The sequence below is a fragment of the Pseudomonas sp. PA-4-8C genome, from assembly GCF_021606625.1.
Taxonomy (GTDB): Bacteria; Pseudomonadota; Gammaproteobacteria; order Pseudomonadales; family Pseudomonadaceae; genus Aquipseudomonas; species Aquipseudomonas lactis.
Genome location: NZ_WKCD01000074.1, coordinates 1 through 21,742, shown reverse-complemented (window position 1 = coordinate 21,742; position 21,742 = coordinate 1). Strand labels below are relative to the sequence as shown.

The window sequence follows — 21,742 nt, the reverse complement described above, 5'->3', positions numbered from 1 at the left end:
CTGCAGGTGGATGCAGTACTTTTGGAAGGAACCCTGGCATGAATATCCGCAGTTTGAATATCGCCCCTCGCGCCGGCCTGGGCTTTGGTGTGCTGGCGTTGATGGTGTTCGTCTTGGGCGGCTTTGCCCTGTTGCAGATGGCCAATATGCGCCAGCAGTCGGACCAGGTGGAGACCAACTGGCTGCCCAGCGTGATGGCGGTGGGGGAGATGAACCAGGATGTGTTGCGCATTCGGGCGCTGACGTTGCGCTTGCTGGTCAACCGCGACCCCCAGGCGGTGGCGCAGAACGAGCAGAAAATCGCCGAGATCAAAACCGGTTTGCACCACGCGGAAGGCGTGTACGAGGCGTTGATCGTCTTGCCTGAAGAGCGCGTGCTGTTTGATCGCTTCAAGGTCGAGGAGCAGCAGTACCTGCAACGCCAGGAGCAGGTGGTGGGCCTATCCAAGGCCAATCGGCTGGAGGAGGCCATTGCGGTGGTCAATGGCGAAATGAATCAGATGGCCGACCAAATGGCCGTCACCCTGCGTGAGCTGGTCAATCTGAACAAGTCCAGCGCCAACGAGGCCGCCCGGCTGGCACAGCAGGTGTTCAGCCAATCGCGGGTCTGGGTGATGGGCATGATTGGCGTCACGGCGTTGATCACGATCGGCCTGGCCGTGTGGCTGACGCGCAGCATCGTGCTACCACTGGCGCAGTCGTTGAAAGTAGCCCAAGGCGTTGCCAGCGGCGATTTAACTGGCGAGATCAAGCTCAGTGGCAGCGACGAGCCGGCGCGCTTGCAGCAGGCGCTCAAGCGCATGCAGGAGAGCCTGCGCGACACTATCCGGCGAATATCGGAATCGTCGAACCAATTGGCGTCGGCTTCCGAAGAGCTCAGTTGCGTCACTGAGGATGCGACCCGCGGTTTGCACCAGCAGAACCAGGAAATCGAACAGGCGGCCACGGCGGTCAATCAGATGACGGTGGCGGTGGAGGAGGTGGCGAGCAATGCCGTGGCCACTTCCCAGGCGTCTCGCGAATCCGACCGCATTGCCCAGCAAGGGCGTGAACAGGTGCAGCAGACGGTGGTGTCGATTGAGGCCCTGGCGACCGATGTGACCGCCAATGTGACCCAGGTCGAGGAGTTGGCGCAAAAGGTCTATGGCATCAGCACAGTGCTGGATGTGATTCGCTCGATTGCCGAACAAACCAACTTGCTGGCATTGAACGCGGCGATTGAGGCGGCGCGAGCGGGTGACGCCGGGCGCGGGTTTGCGGTGGTGGCCGATGAGGTGCGGGCCTTGGCCCATCGCACGCAACAGTCGACCCAGGAAATCGAACAGATGATCAGCGGCATTCAGCAGGGCACCGACCAGGCTGTCAGCTCGATGCAGCAGAGCAACACGCGGGCGCGGTCCACGTTGGACATCGCCAAATCGGCGGGCATGGCCCTGGAAGAGATTGCCTCGGCATTCACCTTGATCAACGAACGCAACCTGGTGATTGCCAGTGCCTCGGAGGAGCAGGCGGCGGTGGCGCGGGAGGTGGATCGTAACCTGATGAATATCCGCGACCTGGCACATCAGACCTCTATCGGCGCTAATCAGACCAGCGCAGCGAGCCAGGAGTTGTCGCGGTTGGCGGTGGATCTGAATTCGATGGTGGCGCGGTTTTCGGTGTAGGGCGGGGAACCGGGTTGGCCCAATCGCAGGCAAGCCAGCTCCCACACTGGACCGCGTTTCTTCAAGGTGAGCACGGTCGAATGTGGGAGCTGGCTTGTGCGATGAAAGCGACGCGGTTTCAAATCAAAGCACAAAAAAAGCCCCGAACCAGTCGGGGCTTTTTCATGTGATCAACCTGCGGGGCTTACTTGCCCTGCCAGCGCTTCAGTACCAGGGTGGCATTGGTACCACCGAAGCCAAAGCTGTTGCTCATCACGGTGTCGATCTTGGCGTTTTCAACGGTCTTGGTCAGGATCGGCATATCGGCCACAACCGGATCAATTTCGTCGATGTTGGCCGAGCCGGCCATGAAGTTGCCTTCCATCATCAGCAGGCAGTAGATCGCTTCGTGAACGCCAGCGGCGCCCAGGGAGTGACCCGACAGGCTCTTGGTGGAGCTGATCTTCGGAGCCTTGTCGCCGAATACCGCGCGCACGCCTTCCATTTCCTTGGCATCGCCGACCGGGGTCGAGGTGCCGTGGGTGTTGAGGTAGTCGATTGGGGTGTCGACGGTGGACATTGCCATCTGCATGCAGCGGATGGCGCCTTCACCGCTTGGCGCAACCATGTCGTAGCCGTCGGACGTCGCGCCGTAGCCAACGATTTCCGCGTAGATCTTGGCGCCACGGGCCAGGGCGTGTTCCAGCTCCTCGACCACCACCATGCCGCCACCGCCGGCGATGACGAAACCGTCACGCTTGGCGTCGTAAGCGCGGGAAGCTTTTTCTGGGGTTTCGTTGTACTGGGTGGACAATGCACCCATGGCGTCGAACAGGAACGACTGGCTCCAATGCTCTTCTTCACCGCCGCCGGCGAATACGATGTCCTGCTTGCCCAGTTGGATCTGCTCAACGGCAGTCCCGATGCAGTGGGCGCTGGTGGCGCACGCGGAGGAGATCGAGTAGTTCACGCCCTTGATCTGGAAGGGCGTGGCCAGGCAGGCGGAAACGGTGCTGCCCATGGTCCGCGTGACACGGTACGGGCCGACGCGCTTCACGCCTTTTTCGCGCAGGATGTCCAGCGCTTCCATCTGGTTGAGGGTCGATGCGCCGCCGGAGCCGGCGATCAGGCCGGTGCGTACGTTCGAAACCTGGTCTTCGCTCAGGCCGGAGTCGGCGATCGCGTCTTTCATGGCCAGGTAGGCGTAGGCGGCAGCATGGCCGACGAAGCGATAGATCTTGCGATCGATCAGTTCTTCGAGGGGCAGGTCAATGGAGCCGGAAACCTGGCTACGCAGACCCATTTCGGCATATTCCGGGTTGAAGCGGATGCCAGGGCGACTTGCACGCAGGTTAGCGGTGACGGTCTCTTTGTCATTGCCCAGGCAAGAAACGATGCCCAGACCAGTGATAACGACGCGGCGCATGCGGATAACCCTTAAAAGTTGTCAGTGGAAGTGAATACGCCGACCCGAAGGCCTTCGGCAGTATAGATCTCGCGACCGTCGACAGTCACCGAACCGTCGGCGATGGCCAGGTTCAGCTTGCCCTTGAGGACGCGCTTGATTTGAATGTTATAGGTGACTTTCTTGGCGCTCGGCAGTACCTGGCCAAAGAACTTCACTTCGCCCGAACCCAGGGCGCGACCACGGCCCGGCAGGCCTTGCCAACCCAGGTAGAAACCGACCAACTGCCACATGGCGTCAAGACCCAGGCAGCCTGGCATCACAGGGTCGCCTTCGAAGTGGCACGCGAAGAACCACAGGTCAGGGGTGATATCCAGCTCGGCGACCAATTCACCTTTGCCGTACTTGCCACCCTCTTCGCTGATATGGGTGATGCGATCCACCATCAGCATGTTCGGGGCGGGCAGTTGCGCGTTACCTGGGCCGAACAGCTCACCGCGACTGCAGCGCAGCAGGTCTTCCCGAGTAAAGGCGTTTTGTTTGGTCATGCGAGCTCCTCAATAATCCCATGCGGCAGGGTAGGGCAAATCTTCCCGAACCGAATGAAGCGTTCATGCCTCATAGCGGCAGCCTACACATAGACTATTGCGTTGTAGTGAAAGTCACAGCGGCAAGGCACTGAATGTACACTTGTTCACTGAAATTTTAAACCGGGCCTGTTTATCGGCCCGTTCGGGTGCCTAAGACTGCCGCACTTTCGTCTTTCACGCCAGTCGCAGTTGGCTGATGGCGCGGCGCTACTGTACCCAGCGCTGTAGGATTTGCTGCAAATCCGTGCGTTTGAACGGCTTGGCCAGGTAATCGTTCATTCCGGCTGCCAGGCAGGCTTCGCGGTCGCCCTGCAAGGCGTTGGCCGTCAGGGCGATGATCGGTAGATCGGCGCAGCCGGGCAGTTGGCGAATCTGCCGCGTGGCTTCGTAGCCATCGATCAAGGGCAGGCGGCAATCCATCAGGATGGCGGTGAAAATCAGGCTCTCGGCGCTGCGGATCGCCTCGGCGCCGTCCGTGGCCAGGCTGACTTCATAGCCCAGGCTGCGCAGCATCGCTTCGACCACGGTGCGGTTGACCGGGTTGTCTTCCACCAGCAGCACGTGGCGCCCGTCGCCGGCGCTGGCTTTGCCGAGTGCGTCAGGAGCGGCCACCGGCACATGCTGCTGGTCGATGGCCAGCGGAATTTCCAGGGTGAACACCGAGCCTCGATCCTCTTCGCTCTGGGCGCGCAAGGTACCTCCCATGCGCTCGGCCAGGGTGCGCGCAATCGGCAGGCCCAGGCCTGTTCCACCGTAACGCCTGGAAATCGAACTGTCGGCTTGCTGGAATGCATCGAACATCAATTCCAGGCGTTCAGCGGAAATGCCAATGCCGCTATCGCGCACGGTGCAGGTGAACCACACCAACTCATGGTCCAGGGTTTGCCAGTGGGGCTCGACGGTCACGCTGCCTCGTTCGGTAAATTTCAGTGCGTTGCCGATCAGGTTCACCAGGATCTGGCGGATCCGTGTCGGGTCGCCGCGCACCCGCAGGGCTTCCAGGCCCATGGGGATGGGCAACTCCAGGCTCAGCCCGCGCTGCTGGGCACTGTGCTGGAACGCCTGGGCGCAGCTGTTGATAAGGTCGGCGAGGTTGAACGGAATATGTTCCAGTTCCAGTGCGGCGCGTTCAATGCGTGAGAAGTCGAGGATGTCATTGATCACCTTGAGCAAGTGCTCGGTAGACTCCGAAGCCAGCGCCGCATACTCGGTCTGCTCCTCGGTCATCTCGGTGGTTTCCAGCAGTTGCAGCATGCCCAGCACGCCATTCATGGGCGTGCGCAGTTCATGGCTCATCATCGCCAGGAAATCCGACTTGGCGTTGTTCGCCCGTTCGGCTTCTTCACGGGTCTGGATCAACTGGGCCATGGCTTGTTGCTGTTCGCGACTGGCCTGGTGAAGGCCCTCCGCCAGGTTGTTGATATGCCGCGAGAGGTCGCCCAGTTCCGAGTCATCGACGATGGGCAGTGGCGTCTTGTAATCGCCTTGCTGGATGGCCTTGACCGCATGCCCCATGGCGCTGATCGGCTTTGACAGGCTCGCCGACAAGCGCCGCGCCAGCAGGAAGGTAAACAGCAGGGCGAACAACGCCAGGATCCCGGCCTTGAACAGGATCTCCTGCTGGCGCTGGCTGAACGCATCATTGGACATGCCCACGATCACCCGCCCCAGGTAGTCCGCGCGGGGGGCCTTGGGTTCGTTGAGGTTGTCCTGGAAAAAGTCATTGTTGAGCTGGATGTGTTGCAGGCGGATCGGTGCCTGGAACACTTTCACTGACAGCGAGCGATCATGTCGCTCGGACGGCTGCTCCACGTACACCAGGATGTTCTCGGCGCTGTCCTGGATCTCGAGGAAGCGTACATGGGGCGTGGCCAGGGTTGCACGCAGCAGGGATTCAAGCACGTCGTTGTTGCCGGAAATCACGCCGTACTCAGTGGCGGGCGCCAGCTGGTTGGCGATCAATTGACCGGTGTGGTCCAGTTCCTGGCGCAAATCCTGGATGCGCACAAAGGTGAAGAAGGTGATGAGCAGCAGGGTCAACAGCAGCGCGGGGCCCAGGGTGATGAGCTGGGTGCGGGTGTTGATATCCCAACGACGACGCAAGGTCATGGACGTTGTTCTCCTTCGGCCAAGCGGGCGGCAACGGCGACTTCATCGACCTGTTCGATGCCCAGTGAGCGTGCGACTTGCGGGTTGCCCACGACTTTGAAGTGTTCAGGGTAGAGCGTGTGCGGCCAATTGGCCGGCGGCTGGTCCAGCAGGTGGCCCAGCACGGCGAGCCAGTCGGCCTGATCGCTGTAGGTGCTGGCCAGGCTGCCGGCCCGCACAAACCCGGCGTTGGGCCCCACCAACGGCAGTTGTTGGGCGTAACTGCTCAGCAACAGGTTTTTTACAGTCTTGGGGTTGTACAGGTTCGGGTCGTCCAGGCCCAGTAACACGTCGCTGTTCTTGAACAGGTTTTGCAGCGGGCGGCTGTCACTGGTGTTGTCCCAGAGCTGGGGCACGATTTGCAGGCCGATGGGCTTGGCGGCCTGCATCAGTTCGCGCAGCAGGAACTCACTGCCGGCATCGTAAAGCACGCCAACGCGCTGGGCCTGGGGCAGGATATGGGCGATCAGGCGCAACTGACGCTCCAGCGGCGGGTCGCTCCAGAGCAGGCTGATTTTCGCCGGGTGCGTGCTGCCCAGGCGTTGCCGGGCCTGGAGGCGGCTGATGCGCAGCACCAGAGTGGGCGGCCCCTGGGCATCCTGCAGGCGCCAGTCGAGGCCGGGCAGGTCGAGGAGGATCAAACGGGTGCTGGCAGGCAAGTCCCTGGGCGCCGGCAACTCGTTGAGGGGGGTAAAGCTGACCTGGTCGTTGGGGCGCTGTTGGGCAAGGGCCTGGGTAAAGGCGCGCACACCGGCACCGTCCTCGGCGGCCGTGAGCAGGATGCTGGCACTCCAGGCCGGCGCTGCCAGCAGCAGGCACGCCAGCAGCAGGCCGCGACGCCACAATCGTGAAAGCAGGAAGCGTGTCATCCGTGACTGATCGGCCATGTCAGAAGTCCAGCTCGGCGCTGAAGTAGAGAACGTGGCGATGGTCGTAGTTGTTGTCCGCCCAGGTGGTGGGCTGGTTGTCCAGGCGTTGTTGCAACATGCCCGCCAGCTCCACATTGGTTTTGCCTACGGCGATGCGTTTGGCCACCCGCAGGTCGACCCGCTGGAAGCGATACTGGTTGAGTGCGTCGTCGCCATAGTAGAACAAGGCGCTGGACCACCCCTGGCCCCATTCACGCAGCCAACCGGCCGAGCCGCTGTTACGCGCGGTTTGCGCTTTGTCCAGCGGGTTGCTGGAGGTGGCGTCTACATAAGCATAGGTCAGGCGCAGGCGGTCGGCGTTACTCACGCGCCAGTCGAACTGTGACTCGGCACCGGTGAAGCGCGAGCTGTTGGCGTTACTGGCGATGTACTGGTTGTTGCGCAGCGGCGAGCTGATCATGTCGGTGATTTCGTCATAGAACAGCTTCACGTCGACATTCAGCCCCAGCTCGGCAAAGAAGCCGTTGTAGCCCAGCTCGCGTGAGCGCATCAACTCTTTGTCGAGGTTGCCGGGGCCGCGCGTCACGACAAAATATTGCCCGGCGTTTTGCCCGTAGGTCGGGGAGCTGAGATTGGTGACACGGTAGCTCCAGTTGACGTTGTTCTCGAACATGTCCGGCGAGCGGATCGCCTCGGAGTAAACCGCGCGCAAGCCGTGGCGGGGGTTGATCAGGTAATTGACCGCCACACGTGGGGTCAGCGAGTTGCCGCTCAGGTGGGTGTCTTCGTACATGGCGCCACCTTGTAGCAGCCAGTGCTCGCTGGCGCGCCATTCCAAGTGCCCGAACAGGCGCCAGGTGGTGTCGTCCAGGGTGCCATTGAAGTAGGTCTCGGAATCGGCGCGGTCGTAGCGGTAATTCACGCCGCTGACCAGGCGCAGGCTGTCGGAGAGGCTGAGCGTGTCCTGGATCTCCAGGTCGTAGCGGCTTTCACGGGTGCTCTGGTCGATATCGCCGCATACGCTCTGGTTGGCGCCGTTGCGCCACTGGTCCAGCACCTGGTTGGCCAAGGCCTGTTCGGCGGCGTTACCTGGTGGGGCGGAGCCTTGGCTGTAAGTGTCCATGTGCCGCGCCAGCAATTCGGCATAGTTGGGGTTGAGCTGCCATAGCTGGGTCAATTCAGGGCTGAACGAGACCTTGGCGTCACAGGCTTTCCAGATTTGCTTGCGGTCCCATTGCTGTGCCGAGCCCTGGATATACAGGCTGTGATCGGGGTTGAAGTCAAAGTTCCAGCGCAGGGAGCCCGCGTAGTCTTTGGCGGTGACGTCGGAATTGCTGCCGCCTTCGGTAATCCCGGCAAACACTGGGGTGTAGGTGTATGGGCGTTGGTTGGTGCCTTCCTTGACGTTCAGTTGCCAGTCGAGGCTTTGTTGCGCGTTCAAGGTCTGGCTCACCGCCAGGCTGAAACGGTTGAGACGACGCCCGTCACGGCGGTCGGCGCCGGCCGCGTCGCTGTCAAAACCAGCGTCCTGTTGCCCGGACAGGGACAAGCGCAAATCGCCGGTCTCCCAGCCCACACCCTGGCTGGCATAGAAGTCATTGATGCCACGCTCGCCACGGATGACCTTTACCCGCGAGCCGTGGCTGTTGGCCGGCGAGCGGGTGAGAATATTCACCACCGCCATCAGCGCATTGGCACCGTAGCTGACCGTGTTGGGGCCGCGAAACACCTCGATGCGCTCGATATCCTCCATGGCCACCGGGATATCGCTCCAATCCACCGTGGCCAGGCCGGCGCGGTAGACCGAGCGCCCATCGATCAGCACCTGCATGCGCCGTGCATCGCTGGCGCTGGTGCCGTGGTAATTCACTGAGACCTGGTTACCGCTGGTGTAGCCGACCATCATCCCCGGGACCAGCCGCAGCAGTTCCGAAATGTCCCGGGCGCCGCTGGCCTTGATCAGCTCACTGTCGATCACCGTCATGCTGCCGGGCACGGCGGCGGCCGATTGCTTGAGGCGCGTGGCGGTCAAGACCTGCGGCAGCGGCTGGCTGTCGAGGAATAGATCGTCGGCTTGCGCGCAGGTAGCGCACGCCAGCATCAATAACAGTGATGAGCGAGGAGGGGGGCCTAGATACACGGCACGGCCTTGTTAATTGCGGATAGCCGCCCATGTTAACCGAGGCGCGGCTATTTGCCAGTCGTAGGACTTGCAATTACTTCGCACCTCCATGGCATTTTCCGACAACCCCGCGAATTGATACGGGGGCTGGCCGCAAGCCGGGCGCCCCGTATAATGCCGCCATCGCCACTGGTATGGATTAACGGATTGCATATGACTGAACAGCGCCCTATTGCGGTCCTGGGAGGCGGAAGTTTTGGTACCGCCGTGGCTAACCTGCTGGCCGAGAACGGCCACGCGGTGCGCCAGTGGATGCGCGACCCCGAGCAGGCCGAAGCCATTCGCGTGCATCGCGAAAACCCCCGTTACCTTAAAGGTATCAAGATTCATCCTGCCGTCGAGCCGGTGACCGACCTGCTGGAAACCCTCACGGCCTGCGACCTGTGCTTCGTCGCGCTGCCTTCCAGCGCCTTGCGCTCGGTATTGGCGCCCCACGCCGAACGCCTGGCCGGCAAACTGCTGGTCAGCCTGACCAAGGGCATCGAGGCCCACACCTTCAAGTTGATGAGTGAAATCCTCACCGAAATCGCCCCTCAGGCGCGCATTGGCGTGCTGTCCGGGCCGAACCTGGCGCGGGAAGTTGCCGAGCACGCATTGACCGCCACCGTGGTCGCCAGTGAAGACGAAGCCTTGTGCGAGCGCGTCCAGGCGGTGCTGCATGGCCGTACCTTCCGGGTCTACGCCAGCGGCGATCGCTTCGGCGTCGAATTGGGCGGGGCGTTGAAAAACGTCTACGCGATCATTGCCGGCATGGCCGTGGCCCTGGGCATGGGCGAAAACACCAAGAGCATGCTGATCACCCGGGCTCTGGCCGAAATGACGCGTTTTGCGGTGAACCAGGGGGCCAACCCCATGACCTTCCTCGGCCTGGCGGGCGTGGGTGACTTGATCGTCACCTGCTCATCGCCTAAAAGCCGCAACTATCAGGTCGGGTTTGCCTTGGGCCAAGGGCTGAGCCTGGACGAGGCGGTGACCCGTCTGGGCGAAGTGGCCGAAGGGGTCAACACCCTCAAGGTCTTGAAGGCCAAGGCCCAGGAAGTGGGCGTATATATGCCGCTGGTCGCCGGGCTGCACGCGATCCTGTTCGAAGGGCGCACCTTGAACCAGGTCATCGAGTTGCTGATGCGGGCCGAGCCCAAGACCGATGTCGACTTTATTTCCACCAGTGGTTTCAACTGAGGAACGCGTCATGAACGATCCCAAAGCTGCCCCTCCTTACGAGTCGATTGTCTTGCGCATCCTGTGGATGCTGGTGTTTGCGCTGGTATGGCAGGTGGCGCAATTCCTGCTCGGCGCGCTGGTGGTGGTGCAATTGATTTACCGGCTGATTTACGGCGCACCCAACCTGGGCCTGATGAGTTTTGGCGACAGCCTCAGCCAGTTCCTGGCGCAGATCGGCCGCTTTGGCAGCTTTCACACCGAACAAAAGCCCTGGCCGTTTGCCGATTGGCCAACCCCGCGTGCGCCCGAAGGTGAAGCGGCCCACAGCGTACCGCCGGCACCGCACCCGGTGCGTGATGAAGAGCCGAAGCTATGAAGGTATGGATTCTGCGTCACGGTGAGGCCCAAGCGCATGCGCGCACGGACGCCGAGCGCAACCTTACCGAGCATGGGCGTGCCGAAGTCTTGCGCAGTGCTGCGCACCTGATTGGCCAGCCCTTGGGCGCCATTATTGCCAGCCCTTATGTACGGGCGCAGCAGACGGCGCAGCTGGTGCGCCATGTGCTGGAGTTTCAGGCCGATATCGTTACGGTGTCGTGGCTGACGCCCGATGGGGATGTTCGACAGGTGCTGGAGAAACTCGATACCGATGACGACGTGCTGTTGGTCAGCCACCAACCGTTGGTGGGCAGCCTGATCAGTTTTTTGCAGCATGGGCATCAGCGTCAGCCACAGCCGATGTACACGGCCAGTTTGGCGCAGCTTGAGGGGGACTTTCCGTTGGCGGGGTTGATGAGTCTGGTGGATGTGAAGAATCCCTAGGCATCGTGCGACGCTGTGGCGAGGGCGCTTGCTCCCGCGACGGCCTGCCGCCGACGCCTATCTCGCTGACACCCCGCGATCCAACTGTGGGAGCTGGTTTGCCTGCGATGACGACCTGACAGGCGACACTGTTATACCGAGTACATATCCATTCCTGCGGTAACGGCCACTTAGAGTTCCGCCCTGACTTTTGGAAAAGGACCCGGAATTCCGGCCAGCGTGGTTCGACAGGGCGCCTGAGATCAAGATCAAGAGCAGATCAAGAGCGGCTCGCTTCGCATCGTGGTTAGCGACAAGCCATTTCCTTTACCTGTGCTATACCGTCAACCAAGCAAGTGCTTGGTCGGCTGTATCTCGGATCACAAAGGAGCGCGTCCCATGCCTGTCGCTTTTCGTTTGCCGTTGCAGGTCTTCTTCGAGCGTGAAGCGCGGCACCCGCGCAAAGTCTTCCTCGTTCAGCCCATCGGCGGCGGTGAGGTGCAGGCCCTCACCTGGGGCGATGTCGGCCACCAGGCCCGTTGCGCCGCGCACTGGCTGCGCGCGCGGGAGTTGCCCCAGGGTTCGCACATTGCCTTGATTTCAAAAAACTGCGCCCACTGGATCATCGCCGACCTGGCGATCTGGATGGCCGGGCATGTGTCGGTGCCGCTTTATCCCAACCTCACCGCTGAGTCCGTCGCCCATGTGCTGACCCACTCGCAGGCGCGATTGGCGTTGATCGGTAAACTCGATGACTGGCCGGCGATGGCGCCTGGCGTTCCTGAGGGGGTGCCGACTGTCAGCCTGCCGCTGTGTCCGGAGGAGACTTTCGATTTCTGTTGGGCGGACCTGCAAGCCTGTTCACCGATCCAGGACAACCCGCTACCGGATGCCGCCAGCCTGGCCACTATTATCTACACCTCCGGTACTACTGGCCTGCCCAAGGGGGTGATGCACAGTTTCGGCGCCTTGGGGTGTGCTGCCACGCGCGGTACTGAGTTGTTTGGCCTGGGAGAGGATGACCGGTTGCTGTCGTACCTGCCGCTGTGCCATGTGGCGGAGCGAATGTTTGTGGAAATGGCGTCGATCTATACCGGGCAAACCGTTTTTTTTGCTGAGAGCCTGGAGACCTTCCTGACCGATTTGCGCAGGGCGCGGCCGACGGCCTTGTTTGGCGTGCCGCGCATCTGGACCAAATTTCAACTGGGCGTCTACGCCAAAATCCCGGAAAAAAGGCTCGATATGCTGTTAAGCCTGCCTTTTATCGGCAAGCGCGTCGGCCATAAAGTCCTCGCCGGTCTGGGGCTGGATGCGCTGCGTATCGCTCTTTCCGGCGCGGCGCCGGTGCCCGAGGCGTTGCTGCGTTGGTATCAGCGCCTGGGCCTGGATGTGCTGGAGGTGTATGGCATGACCGAAAACTGCGGCTATTCCCATGTGTGTCGCCCTGGTGGGCAAAGGCTCGGTTGGATCGGCCAGTCCTGCCCAGGTGTGCAAGTGCGCATCGACCCGTCAGGCGAAGTGCAGGTACACAGTGGCGCGACCATGCTGGGCTATTTCAAGGACCCGCAGAAAACCGCGGATACGCTCACCGCAGATGGCTTCCTGCGCACGGGTGACAAGGGCGAGCAGGACGCTGACGGTCGTCTGCGCCTGACCGGGCGCCTCAAGGAGATCTTCAAGACCAGCAAAGGCAAATACGTGGCCCCGGCGCCGATTGAAAACCGCCTGGCCGAACATGCGCGTATTGAACAGGTGTGTGTGGTCGGCGAGGGGCTCAGCGCACCGATCGGGCTGTGCGTGTTGTCGGCGCCGGGCGAGGAGCGCCACGCCCTGGGCAGTGGCCTTCAGCGTTGGCTGGCACAGGTGAATGCCGGCCTGGATAAGCATGAGCGCATGGGGCAACTGGTGGTGGTGAAAGATCACTGGGCAGTGGAAAACGGTTTTCTCACGCCGACCTTGAAGATCAAGCGCAACGTGATCGAGTCGACGTACGGGCCACAATTACAAGCGTGGAGCGCGCGCGCCGAAACCGTTCTGTGGCAGGATTAGGGCCGTAATAAAACCAACAAGGACAACCGTATGAGCCTGTGGCGTACCCAACCGAATATCGAACACCTCAACGCGATCCAGAAAAACACCATCGGTGAAATGCTGGATATTCGTTTCGAAAGCTTCGACGACGAATCCCTTACCGCCAGTATGGCGGTCGACCACCGCACCCATCAGCCCTACGGCCTGCTGCACGGCGGCGCCTCGGTGGTGCTGGCCGAAAGTGTCGGCTCCATGGCCGCCTATTTGTGCATTGATGCAAGCAAGTTCTATTGCGTGGGCCTGGAGGTCAACGCCAACCATCTGCGCGGTGTGCGCAGCGGTCGGGTGACGGCGGTGGCCAAGGCTATCCATATCGGGCGCACTACCCAAGTGTGGGATATCCGCTTGAGCAGCGACGAGGGCAAGGCCAGTTGTGTCTCGCGCCTGACCATGGCCGTGGTGCCGCTGGGTGAACAACCGCCGGCGCGATAGGCGTGGCGTGAGTGTCATCATTCCTGGCAGTTACAGTCATTGCTGTAGGGGCCGGGCATGGTGACAATCCCCCTCTGTTTTGGTTGATGGAAACTGTATGTCGCAGCACGTGTTTTTTACCCACGCCAATGGCTTCCCTTCGGCCACTTACGGCAAGCTGTTTGCCGCCCTGGCCCCGGAATATGCGGTGGCGCATCTGCCGCAGCACGGCCACGACCCCAGGTTCCCGGTGGATGATAACTGGCAGAACCTGGTGGACGAGCTGATCCACCATCTGGAGCAGCAGTCAGAGCCGGTATGGGGCGTGGGCCATTCCCTGGGCGGCGTGCTGCATTTGCACGCGGCCATGCGTTGCCCGCACCTGTACCGGGGCGTGGTGATGTTGGATTCGCCGGTGCTCACCCGCGCAGACCGCTGGGTGATCCGCGCTGCCAAGCGCTTTGGCTTTATCGACCGCCTCACCCCGGCTGGGCGCACGCTTGGCCGGCGCGAAGAATTCACCGACCTGGAGACCGCGCGCAGCTATTTCGCCGCCAAGACCCTGTTCCGTGGCTTTGACCCCGATTGCTTTGACGCGTACCTGCAACATGGTCTGCAGCAAGTGGGCGATCGCCTGCGCCTGCGGTTCGACCCAGCCACCGAAATCAGCATCTATCGCGGCGTGCCCCACACCAGCCCGGGCCAGGTGCGCCAGTTGAAGGTGCCGCTGGCCGTGGTGCGTGGCCGCCAGAGCCGGGTGGTGATGCGTCACCATGCCAGCGGCGTCGACCGCTTGCCCATGGGTGAAATGCTCACCATGCCCGGCGGCCATATGTTCCCCCTCGAACGCCCCCAGGACACCGCCACCTTGATCAAGAATCTGTTCGCCCGCTGGCAGGCCCGTGAGCGCAGTTGCGCATGAGCACGCCTGTCGAAGAGGTTCGCCTGAGCCTGCCGCATATCGAACTGGCCGCGCATCTGTTCGGGCCTGAGGACGGCCTGCCGGTGATTGCCCTGCATGGCTGGCTGGACAACGCCAACAGCTTTGCGCGCCTGGCGCCCAAGCTGCACGGCTTGCGCATCGTTGCCCTGGACATGGCCGGGCATGGGCATTCGGCGCACCGCCCGGCAGGCGCCGGTTATGCCTTGTGGGATTACGTCTACGACGTGCTGCAGGTGGCCGAGCAACTGGGCTGGAAACGTTTTGCATTACTTGGTCACTCCCTGGGCGCCATAGTCTCCCTGGTGTTGGCCGGGGCCTTGCCGGAGCGGGTGACACACCTGGGCCTGATCGACGGCGTGATCCCACCGACCGCCAGCGGCGAGAACGCGGCCGAGCGCCTGGGCATGGCGTTGCAGGCGCAATTGAGCCTGCAGGACAAGCGCAAACCCGTCTACAACAGCCTTGATCGGGCCGTTGAGGCGCGGATGAAAGGCGTGGTGGCGGTCAGCCGTGAAGCGGCGCAACTCCTGGCCCAGCGCGGTTTGATGCCGGTGCCGGGCGGTTACACTTGGCGCAGCGATAGCCGCCTGACCCTGGCGTCGCCGATGCGCCTGACCGATGAACAGGCCATGGCTTTCGTGCGAAGGGTAGGGTGCCCTACCCAGTTGGTGGTCGCGGCTGACGGCATGCTGGCGAAACATTCCGAATTGCTTTCTCAGCTACCTTTCACGGTTACCACGCTGCCAGGCGGCCATCATTTACACCTGAATGACGAGCCCGGCGCGGCTCTTGTTGCAGACTGTTTCAATCGGTTCTTCTCCACGCCTTGACTTGGCGGGGTCAACTGCCGAGGCTGGGCGGATTGAAAGGGAGTCAACCATGAACACACTCAATATCGCTGTGACCAACATTGGCCAGGGCTCACTGATCCGATGAGCCTGGGCAAAGGATGTATCCGTGCCCTTGGCATTTGCTGTTTCAGCCCCCTGGTATTTGCCGCCGACCTGCCCGGCAGCCAGGATTTACCGGCGGTAGCCCGCCAGGTTGATGCGCAAATCGTCGATTACCGCCCCGCTGAAGACAAGGAACGCATCTACCCCATGGGCGCGATTCGCAAGATCAGCGGCCAGTTGCGCTACGAAGGCCAGGCCATCGCACGCGGCCCAGCCACTGCAATCACCTATGAACTGCCCGCCGAACACAGCTCCAGCGCTGCCTTTACTGCAACGCGCGAAGCCTTGCAGGCCAAGGGCGCGCAGTTGTTGTTCTGGTGCAAGGCCCGCGATTGTGGCGAAAGCAGCCTGTGGGCCAACGAGGTGTTCGGCAACGCCAAGCTGGTGGGCGCCGACGGCCAACAGGAATACCTGCTGCTACGCCTGGCCGCCCCGCAAGACAATTCCCTGGTTGCGCTGTACGGCATCACCCGTGGTAACCGCCGCGCCTACCTGCATGTGGAGCAACTCGACGCCAGTGCGCCCTTGGGCGACCTGTTGCCCACCTCGGCCACCTTGCTGCGTGAACTCAAAAGTACCGGTGAGCTGGATTTTCCGGCGCTGGGCGCCGAACCGGATGACACCTGGCTGACCCTGATATCCCGCGCCTTGAACCTCGATACCACCCTGCGCGTCAGCCTGAGCGGGCCAAAGGCCGAGTCCTGGCGCCAGGCGCTGGTTGAGAAGGGCGTGCGCACCGCCCGTCTGGAAACCGGCAGCGGTGAAACCCAAGGACTGCACCTGCATCTGATACGCTAAGCACCACAGGGCGAACGGACCCGCGCCGTTCGCCTAAGCTCTCTTCCTACAGCCTTCTTCTCGAGATACCCGATGCTCAATAACGATCGCCTGCTGGTGCAAATCCTGCTGCTGGTGCTGTTTGGTGCCAGCTTCTGGGTCATGGCGCCGTTCTGGTCGGCGCTGTTCTGGGGCGCGGTGCTGGCCTTTGCCAGCTGGCCGCTGATGCGTTTGCTCACCCGTTGGCTCGGCGGCCGGGAATCCCTGGCCGCTGGCATCCTGACGTTGGGCTGGATGTTGCTGGTGGCGGTGCCATTGGTATGGCTGGGGTTCAACCTGGCTGACCATGTGCGTGATGCGGTGGCGCTGATCAAGGACATCCAGGTCGACGGCTTGCCCGAGGCGCCGACATGGTTGGGGTCGATACCCTTTGTCGGCGAGCGCCTGGTGGCGACATGGGACAGCATTGATCAGCAAGGCGCGGCGCTGATGGTGAGCATCAAGCCGTACCTGGGCCAGGTCGGCAATTGGTTGTTGGCGCGCAGTGCGCAAATTGGCGGCGGTATTCTTGAGCTGACCCTGAGCCTGGTCTTCGTGTTCTTTTTCTACCGTGACGGGCCGCGCCTGGCGATGTTTGTGCATCGCCTGTTGGAGCGCCTGATCGGCGAACGCGCGGGCTATTACATCGAACTGGTGGCCGGCACGGTGCAGCGAGTGGTCAATGGTGTGATCGGCACCGCTGCGGCCCAGGCGCTGCTGGCGCTGATCGGCTTTCTGATCGCCGGCGTACCGGGCGCGCTGGTGCTGGGTATCGTGACTTTCCTGCTCAGCCTGATTCCCATGGGACCGCCGCTGGTGTGGATCCCGGCCACGGCGTGGCTGGCGTGGAAGGGCGATTACACCTATGCGGTATTCCTGGGCGTGTGGGGCACGTTCGTGATCAGCGGCGTGGATAACGTGCTCAAGCCGTACCTGATCAGCCGTGGCGGCAACTTGCCGTTGGTTATCGTATTGTTGGGCGTGTTTGGCGGGTTGATAGCGTTCGGCTTTATTGGCCTGTTTATCGGCCCGACGTTGTTGGCGGTGGCCTACAGCCTGCTGACAGACTGGAGCGCGAGCCAGGCCCAGGTGCGCCGCGAAGACAAACCGTGTAACTGATGGGTGTAGGTGCGACGCCGTACCTGTGGGAGCTGGCTTGCCTGCGATAGCGTTGGGCCAGCCAACACCTCATCGACTGACACTACGCAATCGCAGGCAAGCCAGCTCCCACATTTGGATCGCGGCGCGTCAGGCAGGTGGGAGTTCTCAAACCCTCGGCAACCACATCACCGCCGTCAAACCACCGCCCGGTGTCTCCTCTAGGCTCAGGTGGCCGCCGAGTCGCTCGACGGCTTCCCTGGCAATGGTCATGCCCAAACCAACCCCTCCAGAATTGCGGTTGCGCGACCCTTCCAGGCGAAAGAACGGCTCGAACACCGCTTCGCGCTTATCGGCGGCGATTCCCGGGCCGTGGTCGATCACCCGTATCACCAGGGCGCCGCGGCTGTCGGCCAGTTCTACTCGGGCGGTGCCGGCATAGCGCAGGGCGTTGTCGATCAGGTTGTTCAGGCAGGAACGCAGGGCCATTGGCTGTACCTGCAACGGCGCACAGGTTCCAGAAAATTGCACGTCGCGGCCTTGGTCCTGGGCGTTTTCACTCAAAGATTCCACTAATGCCTGCACATCGAGCCAATGCCGTGTCTCGCTGGTGCGCTGTTCGTGCAGGTAACTCAAGGTGGCATCGAGCATGCCGATCATGTCGTCCAGGTCCTGGCGCATCTGGCCTTGCAGCTTGGGGTCTTCAATCTGTTCCAGGCGCAGCTTGAGGCGCGAGAGCGGGGTGCGCAGGTCGTGGGAGACCGCGCCGAGCATGCGGGCGCGCTGGCTGACCTGTTCGCGGATGCGCTTTTGCATCAGGTTGAAGGTGGAGGCCGCCTGGCGTGCCTCGCGAGGGCCGGACTCCACCAGGGGCGGGCTGTCGAGGTCGACGCTCAGGCGCTCGGCCGCTGCGCTCAGGCGCTGGATCGGCCGGCTCAGCAGTTTGGCGCCGTACCAGGCGGCGATGATCAGCGAGATAAATTGAAACGTCAGGGGCACCACCGGGCCGCCGAACCAGGGGCGAGGCGCCTTGCGCAAGGGCGTGAGGCTGCCGTCCGGTTGTTCGACGAACGCCGCGCGGGGCGGTGGCGGCGGGCCGTAGTGGTGAAACCAGAAGAACGCCAGCACATGGGCCAGCACAATCGCCACCAGCAACAGGCCGAACAGTCGCCCGAACAGCGTGTTGAAGGGGGCGCGCATCAACCGATATCCCGGGCGTCGAACAGGTAGCCTTCGCCGCGTACGGTCTTGATCAGTTGCGGAGCCTTGGGGTCATCCCCCAGTTTCTGACGCAGGCGCGACACCAGCAAGTCGATGCTGCGGTCGAAAGCCTCGATGGAACGCCCACGGGCCGCGTCCAGCAGCTGTTCGCGGCTCAGCACACGCCGCGGGCGTTCGATAAACACCCACAACAAACGAAACTCGGCGTTGGACAGCGGCACCACCAGGCCGTCATCGGCCACCAGCTGGCGCAGTACGCTGTTCAGGCGCCAAGTGTCGAAACGGATATTGGCCCGCTGTTCGGTGCGGTCATCACGCACCCGGCGCAGGATGGTCTGGATACGCGCGACCAGTTCCCGGGGTTCGAACGGCTTGGACATATAGTCGTCTGCCCCCAGTTCCAGGCCGATGATGCGGTCGGTGGGTTCGCAGCGGGCGGTGAGCATCAGGATCGGAATGTCCGATTCGGCGCGCAGCCAGCGGCACAATGTCAGCCCGTCTTCGCCCGGCAGCATCAGGTCGAGCACCACCACATCGAAGGTCTCCGCTTGCATGGCCTGGCGCATGGCGATGCCGTCGGTGACGCCTGAGGCGAGAATATTGAAGCGTGCCAGGTAGTCGATCAGCAGTTCGCGGATCGGCACGTCGTCGTCGACAATCAGCGCGCGGGTGTTCCAGCGCTTGTCTTCGGCGATCACCGCGTCTTTTGGCGCTTCGTTTACAGGGTCGCAAGGGGTATGCATAGCGAGGTCATCTGCCTGGTTGTGGCTGTCAGCATAGGCGCCCAGTTCCAGGGCTGGAAGTGCTGGGCGGGCGGTCATGTGCGCGAGGCTAGCCGGGCGGCGTATTGGGGGCGTGTCGTGAATGTATCGGGCTTGAAACAATTGCCTTGAATCGCCGGTATTGGGCGCTTGATCGGTATTTACCGATCATCGGATCCCGCAACGGCGCTGCTTGCGCTACAATCCGCGCCGATTTCGACTTGCCTGAGAGCCCATTCCAATGTCCGTCTGCCAGACTCCTATCATCGTCGCCCTGGATTACCCCACCCGTGACGCCGCACTGAAGCTGGCTGACCAGTTGGACCCCAAGCTTTGCCGGGTCAAGGTCGGCAAGGAATTGTTCACCAGTTGCGCGGCGGAAATCGTCGGCACCCTGCGGGACAAAGGCTTCGAAGTGTTCCTCGACCTCAAATTCCATGACATCCCCAACACCACGGCGATGGCCGTCAAAGCCGCGGCCGAGATGGGCGTGTGGATGGTCAATGTGCACTGCTCCGGTGGCCTGCGCATGATGAGCGCCTGCCGCGAAGTGCTGGAACAGCGCAGCGGCCCCAAACCGTTGTTGATCGGCGTGACCGTGCTCACCAGCATGGAGCGCGAAGACCTGGCGGGCATTGGCCTGGATATCGAGCCGCAGGTGCAAGTGTTGCGCCTGGCAGCCCTGGCGCAGAAAGCCGGCCTCGACGGCCTGGTGTGCTCAGCCCTGGAAGCCCAGGCCCTGAAAAACGCGCATCCGTCGCTGCAACTGGTGACACCGGGTATCCGTCCTACCGGCAGCGCCCAGGATGACCAGCGCCGTATCCTGACCCCGCGCCAGGCCCTGGATGCGGGCTCTGACTACCTGGTGATCGGCCGGCCGATCAGCCAGGCGGCGGATCCTGCAAAAGCGTTGGCAGCGGTCGTCGCCGAGATCGCCTGATTTTTAGAGTGAGCAAAAAATGTGGGAGCTGGCTTGCCTGCGATAGTATCAACTCGGTATCACTTAGAAACCGAGTTGCTTGCATCGCAGGCAAGCCAGCTCCCACATTTGTTTTTGTGGTGTGTCAGCTGACTTTGAGCACCAACTTCCCGAAGTTCTCGCCGTTGAACAGCTTCATCAGCGTTTCCGGGAATGTCTCCAGCCCTTCGACAATATCTTCCTTGCTCTTGAGCTTGCCCTGGGCCATCCAGCCGGCCATTTCCTGACCCGCCGCCGCGAAGTTCGCCGCGTGGTCCATCACCACAAAGCCTTCCATACGCGCACGGTTGACCAGCAATGACAGGTAGTTCGCCGGGCCTTTGACCGCTTCCTTGTTGTTGTACTGGCTGATTGCACCGCAAATCACCACGCGGGCTTTGAGCGCCAGGCGGCTGAGCACCGCGTCGAGAATATCGCCGCCGACGTTATCGAAATACACGTCCACGCCTTTGGGGCACTCGCGCTTGAGGGCGGCGGGCACGTCTTCGCTTTTGTAGTCGATGGCGGCGTCGAAGCCCAGCTCATCGACCAGGAACTTGCACTTCTCGGCGCCACCGGCGATCCCCACTACGCGACAGCCTTTGAGCTTAGCGATCTGCCCGGCGATGCTGCCCACGGCACCGGCGGCGCCGGAGATCACCACGGTGTCACCGGCTTTCGGTGCGCCGGTCTCCAGCAGAGCAAAGTAGGCCGTCATGCCGGTCATGCCCAGGGCGGACAGGTAGCGGGGCAGGGGCGCCAGCTTGGGGTCCACCTTATAGAAACCACGGGGCTCGCCAAGGAAGTAATCCTGCACGCCCAGTGCACCGTTCACGTAGTCCCCCACCGCGAAGTTCGGATGCTTCGAGGCAATCACCTTGCCTACGCCAAGGGCGCGCATCACTTCGCCGATGCCTACCGGTGGGATGTAGGACTTGCCTTCATTCATCCAGCCACGCATGGCCGGGTCGAGGGACAGGTATTCGTTGCGCACCAGCACCTGGCCGTCCTGGGGCTCGCCCACCGACACTTCCTGGTAGGTGAAGGTCTCTCGCGTGGCGGCACCGACCGGGCGTTTGGCGAGTAGAAATTGGCGGTTGGTCTGGGCGGTCATGGCAAGGACTCTTTAGAAATGGAACATGAGTGATAGACCCTCAGGGGCAGAAGGGCAAGGGTATGCGGCGCAGGCGAATGCCCGGCAATAGGCCTCGCTGATAATCAGCCGGGCGGCTTTATCACTACGATTCATGCAGCGCCAACCGGCCTTCTGATAGTGCTGATGCGCGGCTGCCAGCGTTGGCTAAACTCGCCTCACCGCAATTAACCCCATAGGACAGTTCCCATGAGCATGACGTTTTCTGGCCAAGTCGCCTTGGTGACCGGCGCCGCCGCTGGTATTGGCCGCGCCACCGCGCTGGCATTCGCCGCCGAAGGCTTGAAGGTGGTGGTCGCGGACCTTGATGTGGCAGGAGGCGAGGGCACTGTGGCACTGATCCACCAGGCCGGTGGCGAAGGGATATTTGTACGCTGCAACGTCACGCTCGACACGGACGTGCAGCAATTGATGGCACAGACCGTCGCCACCTATGGGCGCCTGGACTACGCCTTCAACAACGCCGGCATCGAGATCGAGAAGGGCAAGCTGGCAGACGGCAATCTTGATGAGTTCGATGCCATCATGGGGGTTAACG

20 protein-coding genes and 1 pseudogene are annotated in these 21,742 nt (G+C 62.1%); 13 read left to right on the top strand and 8 right to left on the bottom strand.

What is annotated here, in order from left to right; translation table 11 throughout:
* Positions 1-38 precede the first annotated feature (38 nt).
* Both GIW04_RS31490 and GIW04_RS31485 read left to right on the top strand, forming a co-directional pair.
* Positions 39-809, top strand: a pseudogene (locus tag GIW04_RS31490) (MCP four helix bundle domain-containing protein); the annotation flags it as partial.
* Entirely contained in the window at positions 801-1,664 is an 864-nt protein-coding gene (locus GIW04_RS31485) for a methyl-accepting chemotaxis protein (protein ID WP_413469045.1), read from the top strand. The pseudogene GIW04_RS31490 and the gene GIW04_RS31485, both read left to right, overlap by 9 nt.
* A gap of 184 nt (positions 1,665-1,848) precedes the next feature.
* Here the strand turns inward: GIW04_RS31485 and fabB are convergent, their stop codons facing one another.
* The 5 genes from fabB to GIW04_RS13955 form a co-directional block, all read right to left on the bottom strand.
* Positions 1,849-3,069: a beta-ketoacyl-ACP synthase I gene (fabB, locus tag GIW04_RS13975; RefSeq protein ID WP_003190033.1), complete on the bottom strand. Its 1,221-nt coding sequence runs from the start codon at positions 3,067-3,069 to the stop codon at positions 1,849-1,851.
* Between the two features lie 11 nt (positions 3,070-3,080).
* Positions 3,081-3,596 (bottom strand): 3-hydroxyacyl-[acyl-carrier-protein] dehydratase FabA, encoded by a 516-nt coding sequence (gene fabA / locus GIW04_RS13970; protein WP_003190035.1) that lies wholly within the window; start codon positions 3,594-3,596, stop codon positions 3,081-3,083.
* Between the two features lie 249 nt (positions 3,597-3,845).
* Complete coding sequence (locus GIW04_RS13965) at positions 3,846-5,747, bottom strand: ATP-binding protein (RefSeq protein WP_094775003.1); 1,902 nt, start codon at positions 5,745-5,747, stop codon at positions 3,846-3,848.
* Positions 5,744-6,673: an ABC transporter substrate-binding protein gene (locus GIW04_RS13960; protein ID WP_120247735.1), complete on the bottom strand. Its 930-nt coding sequence runs from the start codon at positions 6,671-6,673 to the stop codon at positions 5,744-5,746. The genes GIW04_RS13965 and GIW04_RS13960 overlap by 4 nt, the downstream gene beginning before the upstream one ends.
* A gap of 1 nt (position 6,674) precedes the next feature.
* The gene (locus GIW04_RS13955; protein WP_120247736.1) at positions 6,675-8,795 is read right to left on the bottom strand and encodes a TonB-dependent receptor plug domain-containing protein; all 2,121 of its coding nucleotides are present in this window, start codon (positions 8,793-8,795) and stop codon (positions 6,675-6,677) included.
* A gap of 195 nt (positions 8,796-8,990) precedes the next feature.
* Between GIW04_RS13955 and GIW04_RS13950 the strand changes: the two genes are divergently transcribed.
* The 9 genes from GIW04_RS13950 to GIW04_RS13910 all read left to right on the top strand — a co-directional run bounded on the left by GIW04_RS13950 (position 8,991) and on the right by GIW04_RS13910 (position 17,132).
* Complete coding sequence (locus tag GIW04_RS13950; protein ID WP_003190045.1) at positions 8,991-10,016, top strand: NAD(P)H-dependent glycerol-3-phosphate dehydrogenase; 1,026 nt, start codon at positions 8,991-8,993, stop codon at positions 10,014-10,016.
* 10 nt (positions 10,017-10,026) lie between these two features.
* Entirely contained in the window at positions 10,027-10,374 is a 348-nt protein-coding gene (locus GIW04_RS13945) for a DUF4389 domain-containing protein (RefSeq protein WP_057711584.1), read from the top strand.
* Positions 10,371-10,820 carry a phosphohistidine phosphatase SixA gene (gene sixA / locus GIW04_RS13940; RefSeq protein WP_120247737.1) on the top strand — a complete coding sequence of 150 codons (450 nt, stop codon included), beginning with the start codon at positions 10,371-10,373 and terminating at the stop codon, positions 10,818-10,820. Before GIW04_RS13945 ends, sixA begins: the two co-directional genes overlap by 4 nt.
* A gap of 378 nt (positions 10,821-11,198) precedes the next feature.
* Positions 11,199-12,848: an AMP-binding protein gene (locus GIW04_RS13935; RefSeq protein ID WP_120247739.1), complete on the top strand. Its 1,650-nt coding sequence runs from the start codon at positions 11,199-11,201 to the stop codon at positions 12,846-12,848.
* 30 nt (positions 12,849-12,878) lie between these two features.
* Positions 12,879-13,322 carry a hotdog fold thioesterase gene (locus GIW04_RS13930; protein WP_003190054.1) on the top strand — a complete coding sequence of 148 codons (444 nt, stop codon included), beginning with the start codon at positions 12,879-12,881 and terminating at the stop codon, positions 13,320-13,322.
* Between the two features lie 97 nt (positions 13,323-13,419).
* Complete coding sequence (locus GIW04_RS13925; RefSeq protein WP_120247740.1) at positions 13,420-14,223, top strand: alpha/beta fold hydrolase; 804 nt, start codon at positions 13,420-13,422, stop codon at positions 14,221-14,223.
* Positions 14,220-15,074, top strand: coding sequence for an alpha/beta hydrolase (locus tag GIW04_RS13920; protein ID WP_020301706.1), 855 nt, complete (start codon positions 14,220-14,222; stop codon positions 15,072-15,074). The genes GIW04_RS13925 and GIW04_RS13920 overlap by 4 nt, the downstream gene beginning before the upstream one ends.
* A gap of 102 nt (positions 15,075-15,176) precedes the next feature.
* Positions 15,177-15,995, top strand: coding sequence for a DUF4892 domain-containing protein (locus tag GIW04_RS13915; protein ID WP_034135193.1), 819 nt, complete (start codon positions 15,177-15,179; stop codon positions 15,993-15,995).
* Positions 15,996-16,067: 72 nt separating this feature from the next.
* Positions 16,068-17,132: an AI-2E family transporter gene (locus GIW04_RS13910; protein WP_003190063.1), complete on the top strand. Its 1,065-nt coding sequence runs from the start codon at positions 16,068-16,070 to the stop codon at positions 17,130-17,132.
* Positions 17,133-17,279: 147 nt separating this feature from the next.
* Here the strand turns inward: GIW04_RS13910 and GIW04_RS13905 are convergent, their stop codons facing one another.
* Together GIW04_RS13905 and GIW04_RS13900 are read right to left on the bottom strand one after the other, a co-directional pair.
* Positions 17,280-18,311, bottom strand: a complete 1,032-nt coding sequence (locus GIW04_RS13905; RefSeq protein ID WP_003190064.1) for a sensor histidine kinase — start codon at positions 18,309-18,311, stop codon at positions 17,280-17,282.
* A complete protein-coding gene (locus GIW04_RS13900) occupies positions 18,311-19,075 on the bottom strand; it encodes a response regulator (RefSeq protein ID WP_003190066.1) in 765 nt (254 codons plus the stop codon). The genes GIW04_RS13905 and GIW04_RS13900 overlap by 1 nt, the downstream gene beginning before the upstream one ends.
* A 259-nt stretch (positions 19,076-19,334) precedes the next feature.
* Here GIW04_RS13900 and pyrF point away from each other — a divergent pair, with 259 nt between their 5' ends.
* Entirely contained in the window at positions 19,335-20,033 is a 699-nt protein-coding gene (gene pyrF / locus GIW04_RS13895; RefSeq protein ID WP_003190068.1) for an orotidine-5'-phosphate decarboxylase, read from the top strand.
* Positions 20,034-20,157: 124 nt separating this feature from the next.
* Here pyrF and GIW04_RS13890 read toward each other — a convergent pair whose 3' ends face one another.
* The gene (locus GIW04_RS13890) at positions 20,158-21,165 is read right to left on the bottom strand and encodes an NADP-dependent oxidoreductase (protein ID WP_047710438.1); all 1,008 of its coding nucleotides are present in this window, start codon (positions 21,163-21,165) and stop codon (positions 20,158-20,160) included.
* A gap of 228 nt (positions 21,166-21,393) precedes the next feature.
* Here GIW04_RS13890 and GIW04_RS13885 point away from each other — a divergent pair.
* The coding region (locus GIW04_RS13885; protein ID WP_236479012.1) for an SDR family NAD(P)-dependent oxidoreductase at positions 21,394-21,742 on the top strand (349 nt) is incomplete at its 3' end.

Bases quoted from the DNA above. Each gene is read 5' to 3' on its own strand.
- GIW04_RS13920 (WP_020301706.1), top strand. From the start codon at position 14,220: ATGAGCACGCCTGTCGAAGAGGTTCGCCTGAGCCTGCCGCATATCGAA.
- GIW04_RS13930 (WP_003190054.1), top strand. From the start codon at position 12,879: ATGAGCCTGTGGCGTACCCAACCGAATATCGAACACCTCAACGCGATC.
- GIW04_RS13945 (WP_057711584.1), top strand. From the start codon at position 10,027: ATGAACGATCCCAAAGCTGCCCCTCCTTACGAGTCGATTGTCTTGCGC.
- fabB (WP_003190033.1), bottom strand. From the start codon at position 3,069: ATGCGCCGCGTCGTTATCACTGGTCTGGGCATCGTTTCTTGCCTGGGC.
- GIW04_RS13965 (WP_094775003.1), bottom strand. From the start codon at position 5,747: ATGACCTTGCGTCGTCGTTGGGATATCAACACCCGCACCCAGCTCATC.
- pyrF (WP_003190068.1), top strand. From the start codon at position 19,335: ATGTCCGTCTGCCAGACTCCTATCATCGTCGCCCTGGATTACCCCACC.
- GIW04_RS13890 (WP_047710438.1), bottom strand. From the start codon at position 21,165: ATGACCGCCCAGACCAACCGCCAATTTCTACTCGCCAAACGCCCGGTC.
- sixA (WP_120247737.1), top strand. From the start codon at position 10,371: ATGAAGGTATGGATTCTGCGTCACGGTGAGGCCCAAGCGCATGCGCGC.
- GIW04_RS13925 (WP_120247740.1), top strand. From the start codon at position 13,420: ATGTCGCAGCACGTGTTTTTTACCCACGCCAATGGCTTCCCTTCGGCC.
- GIW04_RS31485 (WP_413469045.1), top strand. From the start codon at position 801: ATGCAGGAGAGCCTGCGCGACACTATCCGGCGAATATCGGAATCGTCG.
- GIW04_RS13910 (WP_003190063.1), top strand. From the start codon at position 16,068: ATGCTCAATAACGATCGCCTGCTGGTGCAAATCCTGCTGCTGGTGCTG.
- GIW04_RS13905 (WP_003190064.1), bottom strand. From the start codon at position 18,311: ATGCGCGCCCCCTTCAACACGCTGTTCGGGCGACTGTTCGGCCTGTTG.
- fabA (WP_003190035.1), bottom strand. From the start codon at position 3,596: ATGACCAAACAAAACGCCTTTACTCGGGAAGACCTGCTGCGCTGCAGT.
- GIW04_RS13935 (WP_120247739.1), top strand. From the start codon at position 11,199: ATGCCTGTCGCTTTTCGTTTGCCGTTGCAGGTCTTCTTCGAGCGTGAA.
- GIW04_RS13960 (WP_120247735.1), bottom strand. From the start codon at position 6,673: ATGGCCGATCAGTCACGGATGACACGCTTCCTGCTTTCACGATTGTGG.
- GIW04_RS13950 (WP_003190045.1), top strand. From the start codon at position 8,991: ATGACTGAACAGCGCCCTATTGCGGTCCTGGGAGGCGGAAGTTTTGGT.
- GIW04_RS13915 (WP_034135193.1), top strand. From the start codon at position 15,177: ATGAGCCTGGGCAAAGGATGTATCCGTGCCCTTGGCATTTGCTGTTTC.
- GIW04_RS13900 (WP_003190066.1), bottom strand. From the start codon at position 19,075: ATGCATACCCCTTGCGACCCTGTAAACGAAGCGCCAAAAGACGCGGTG.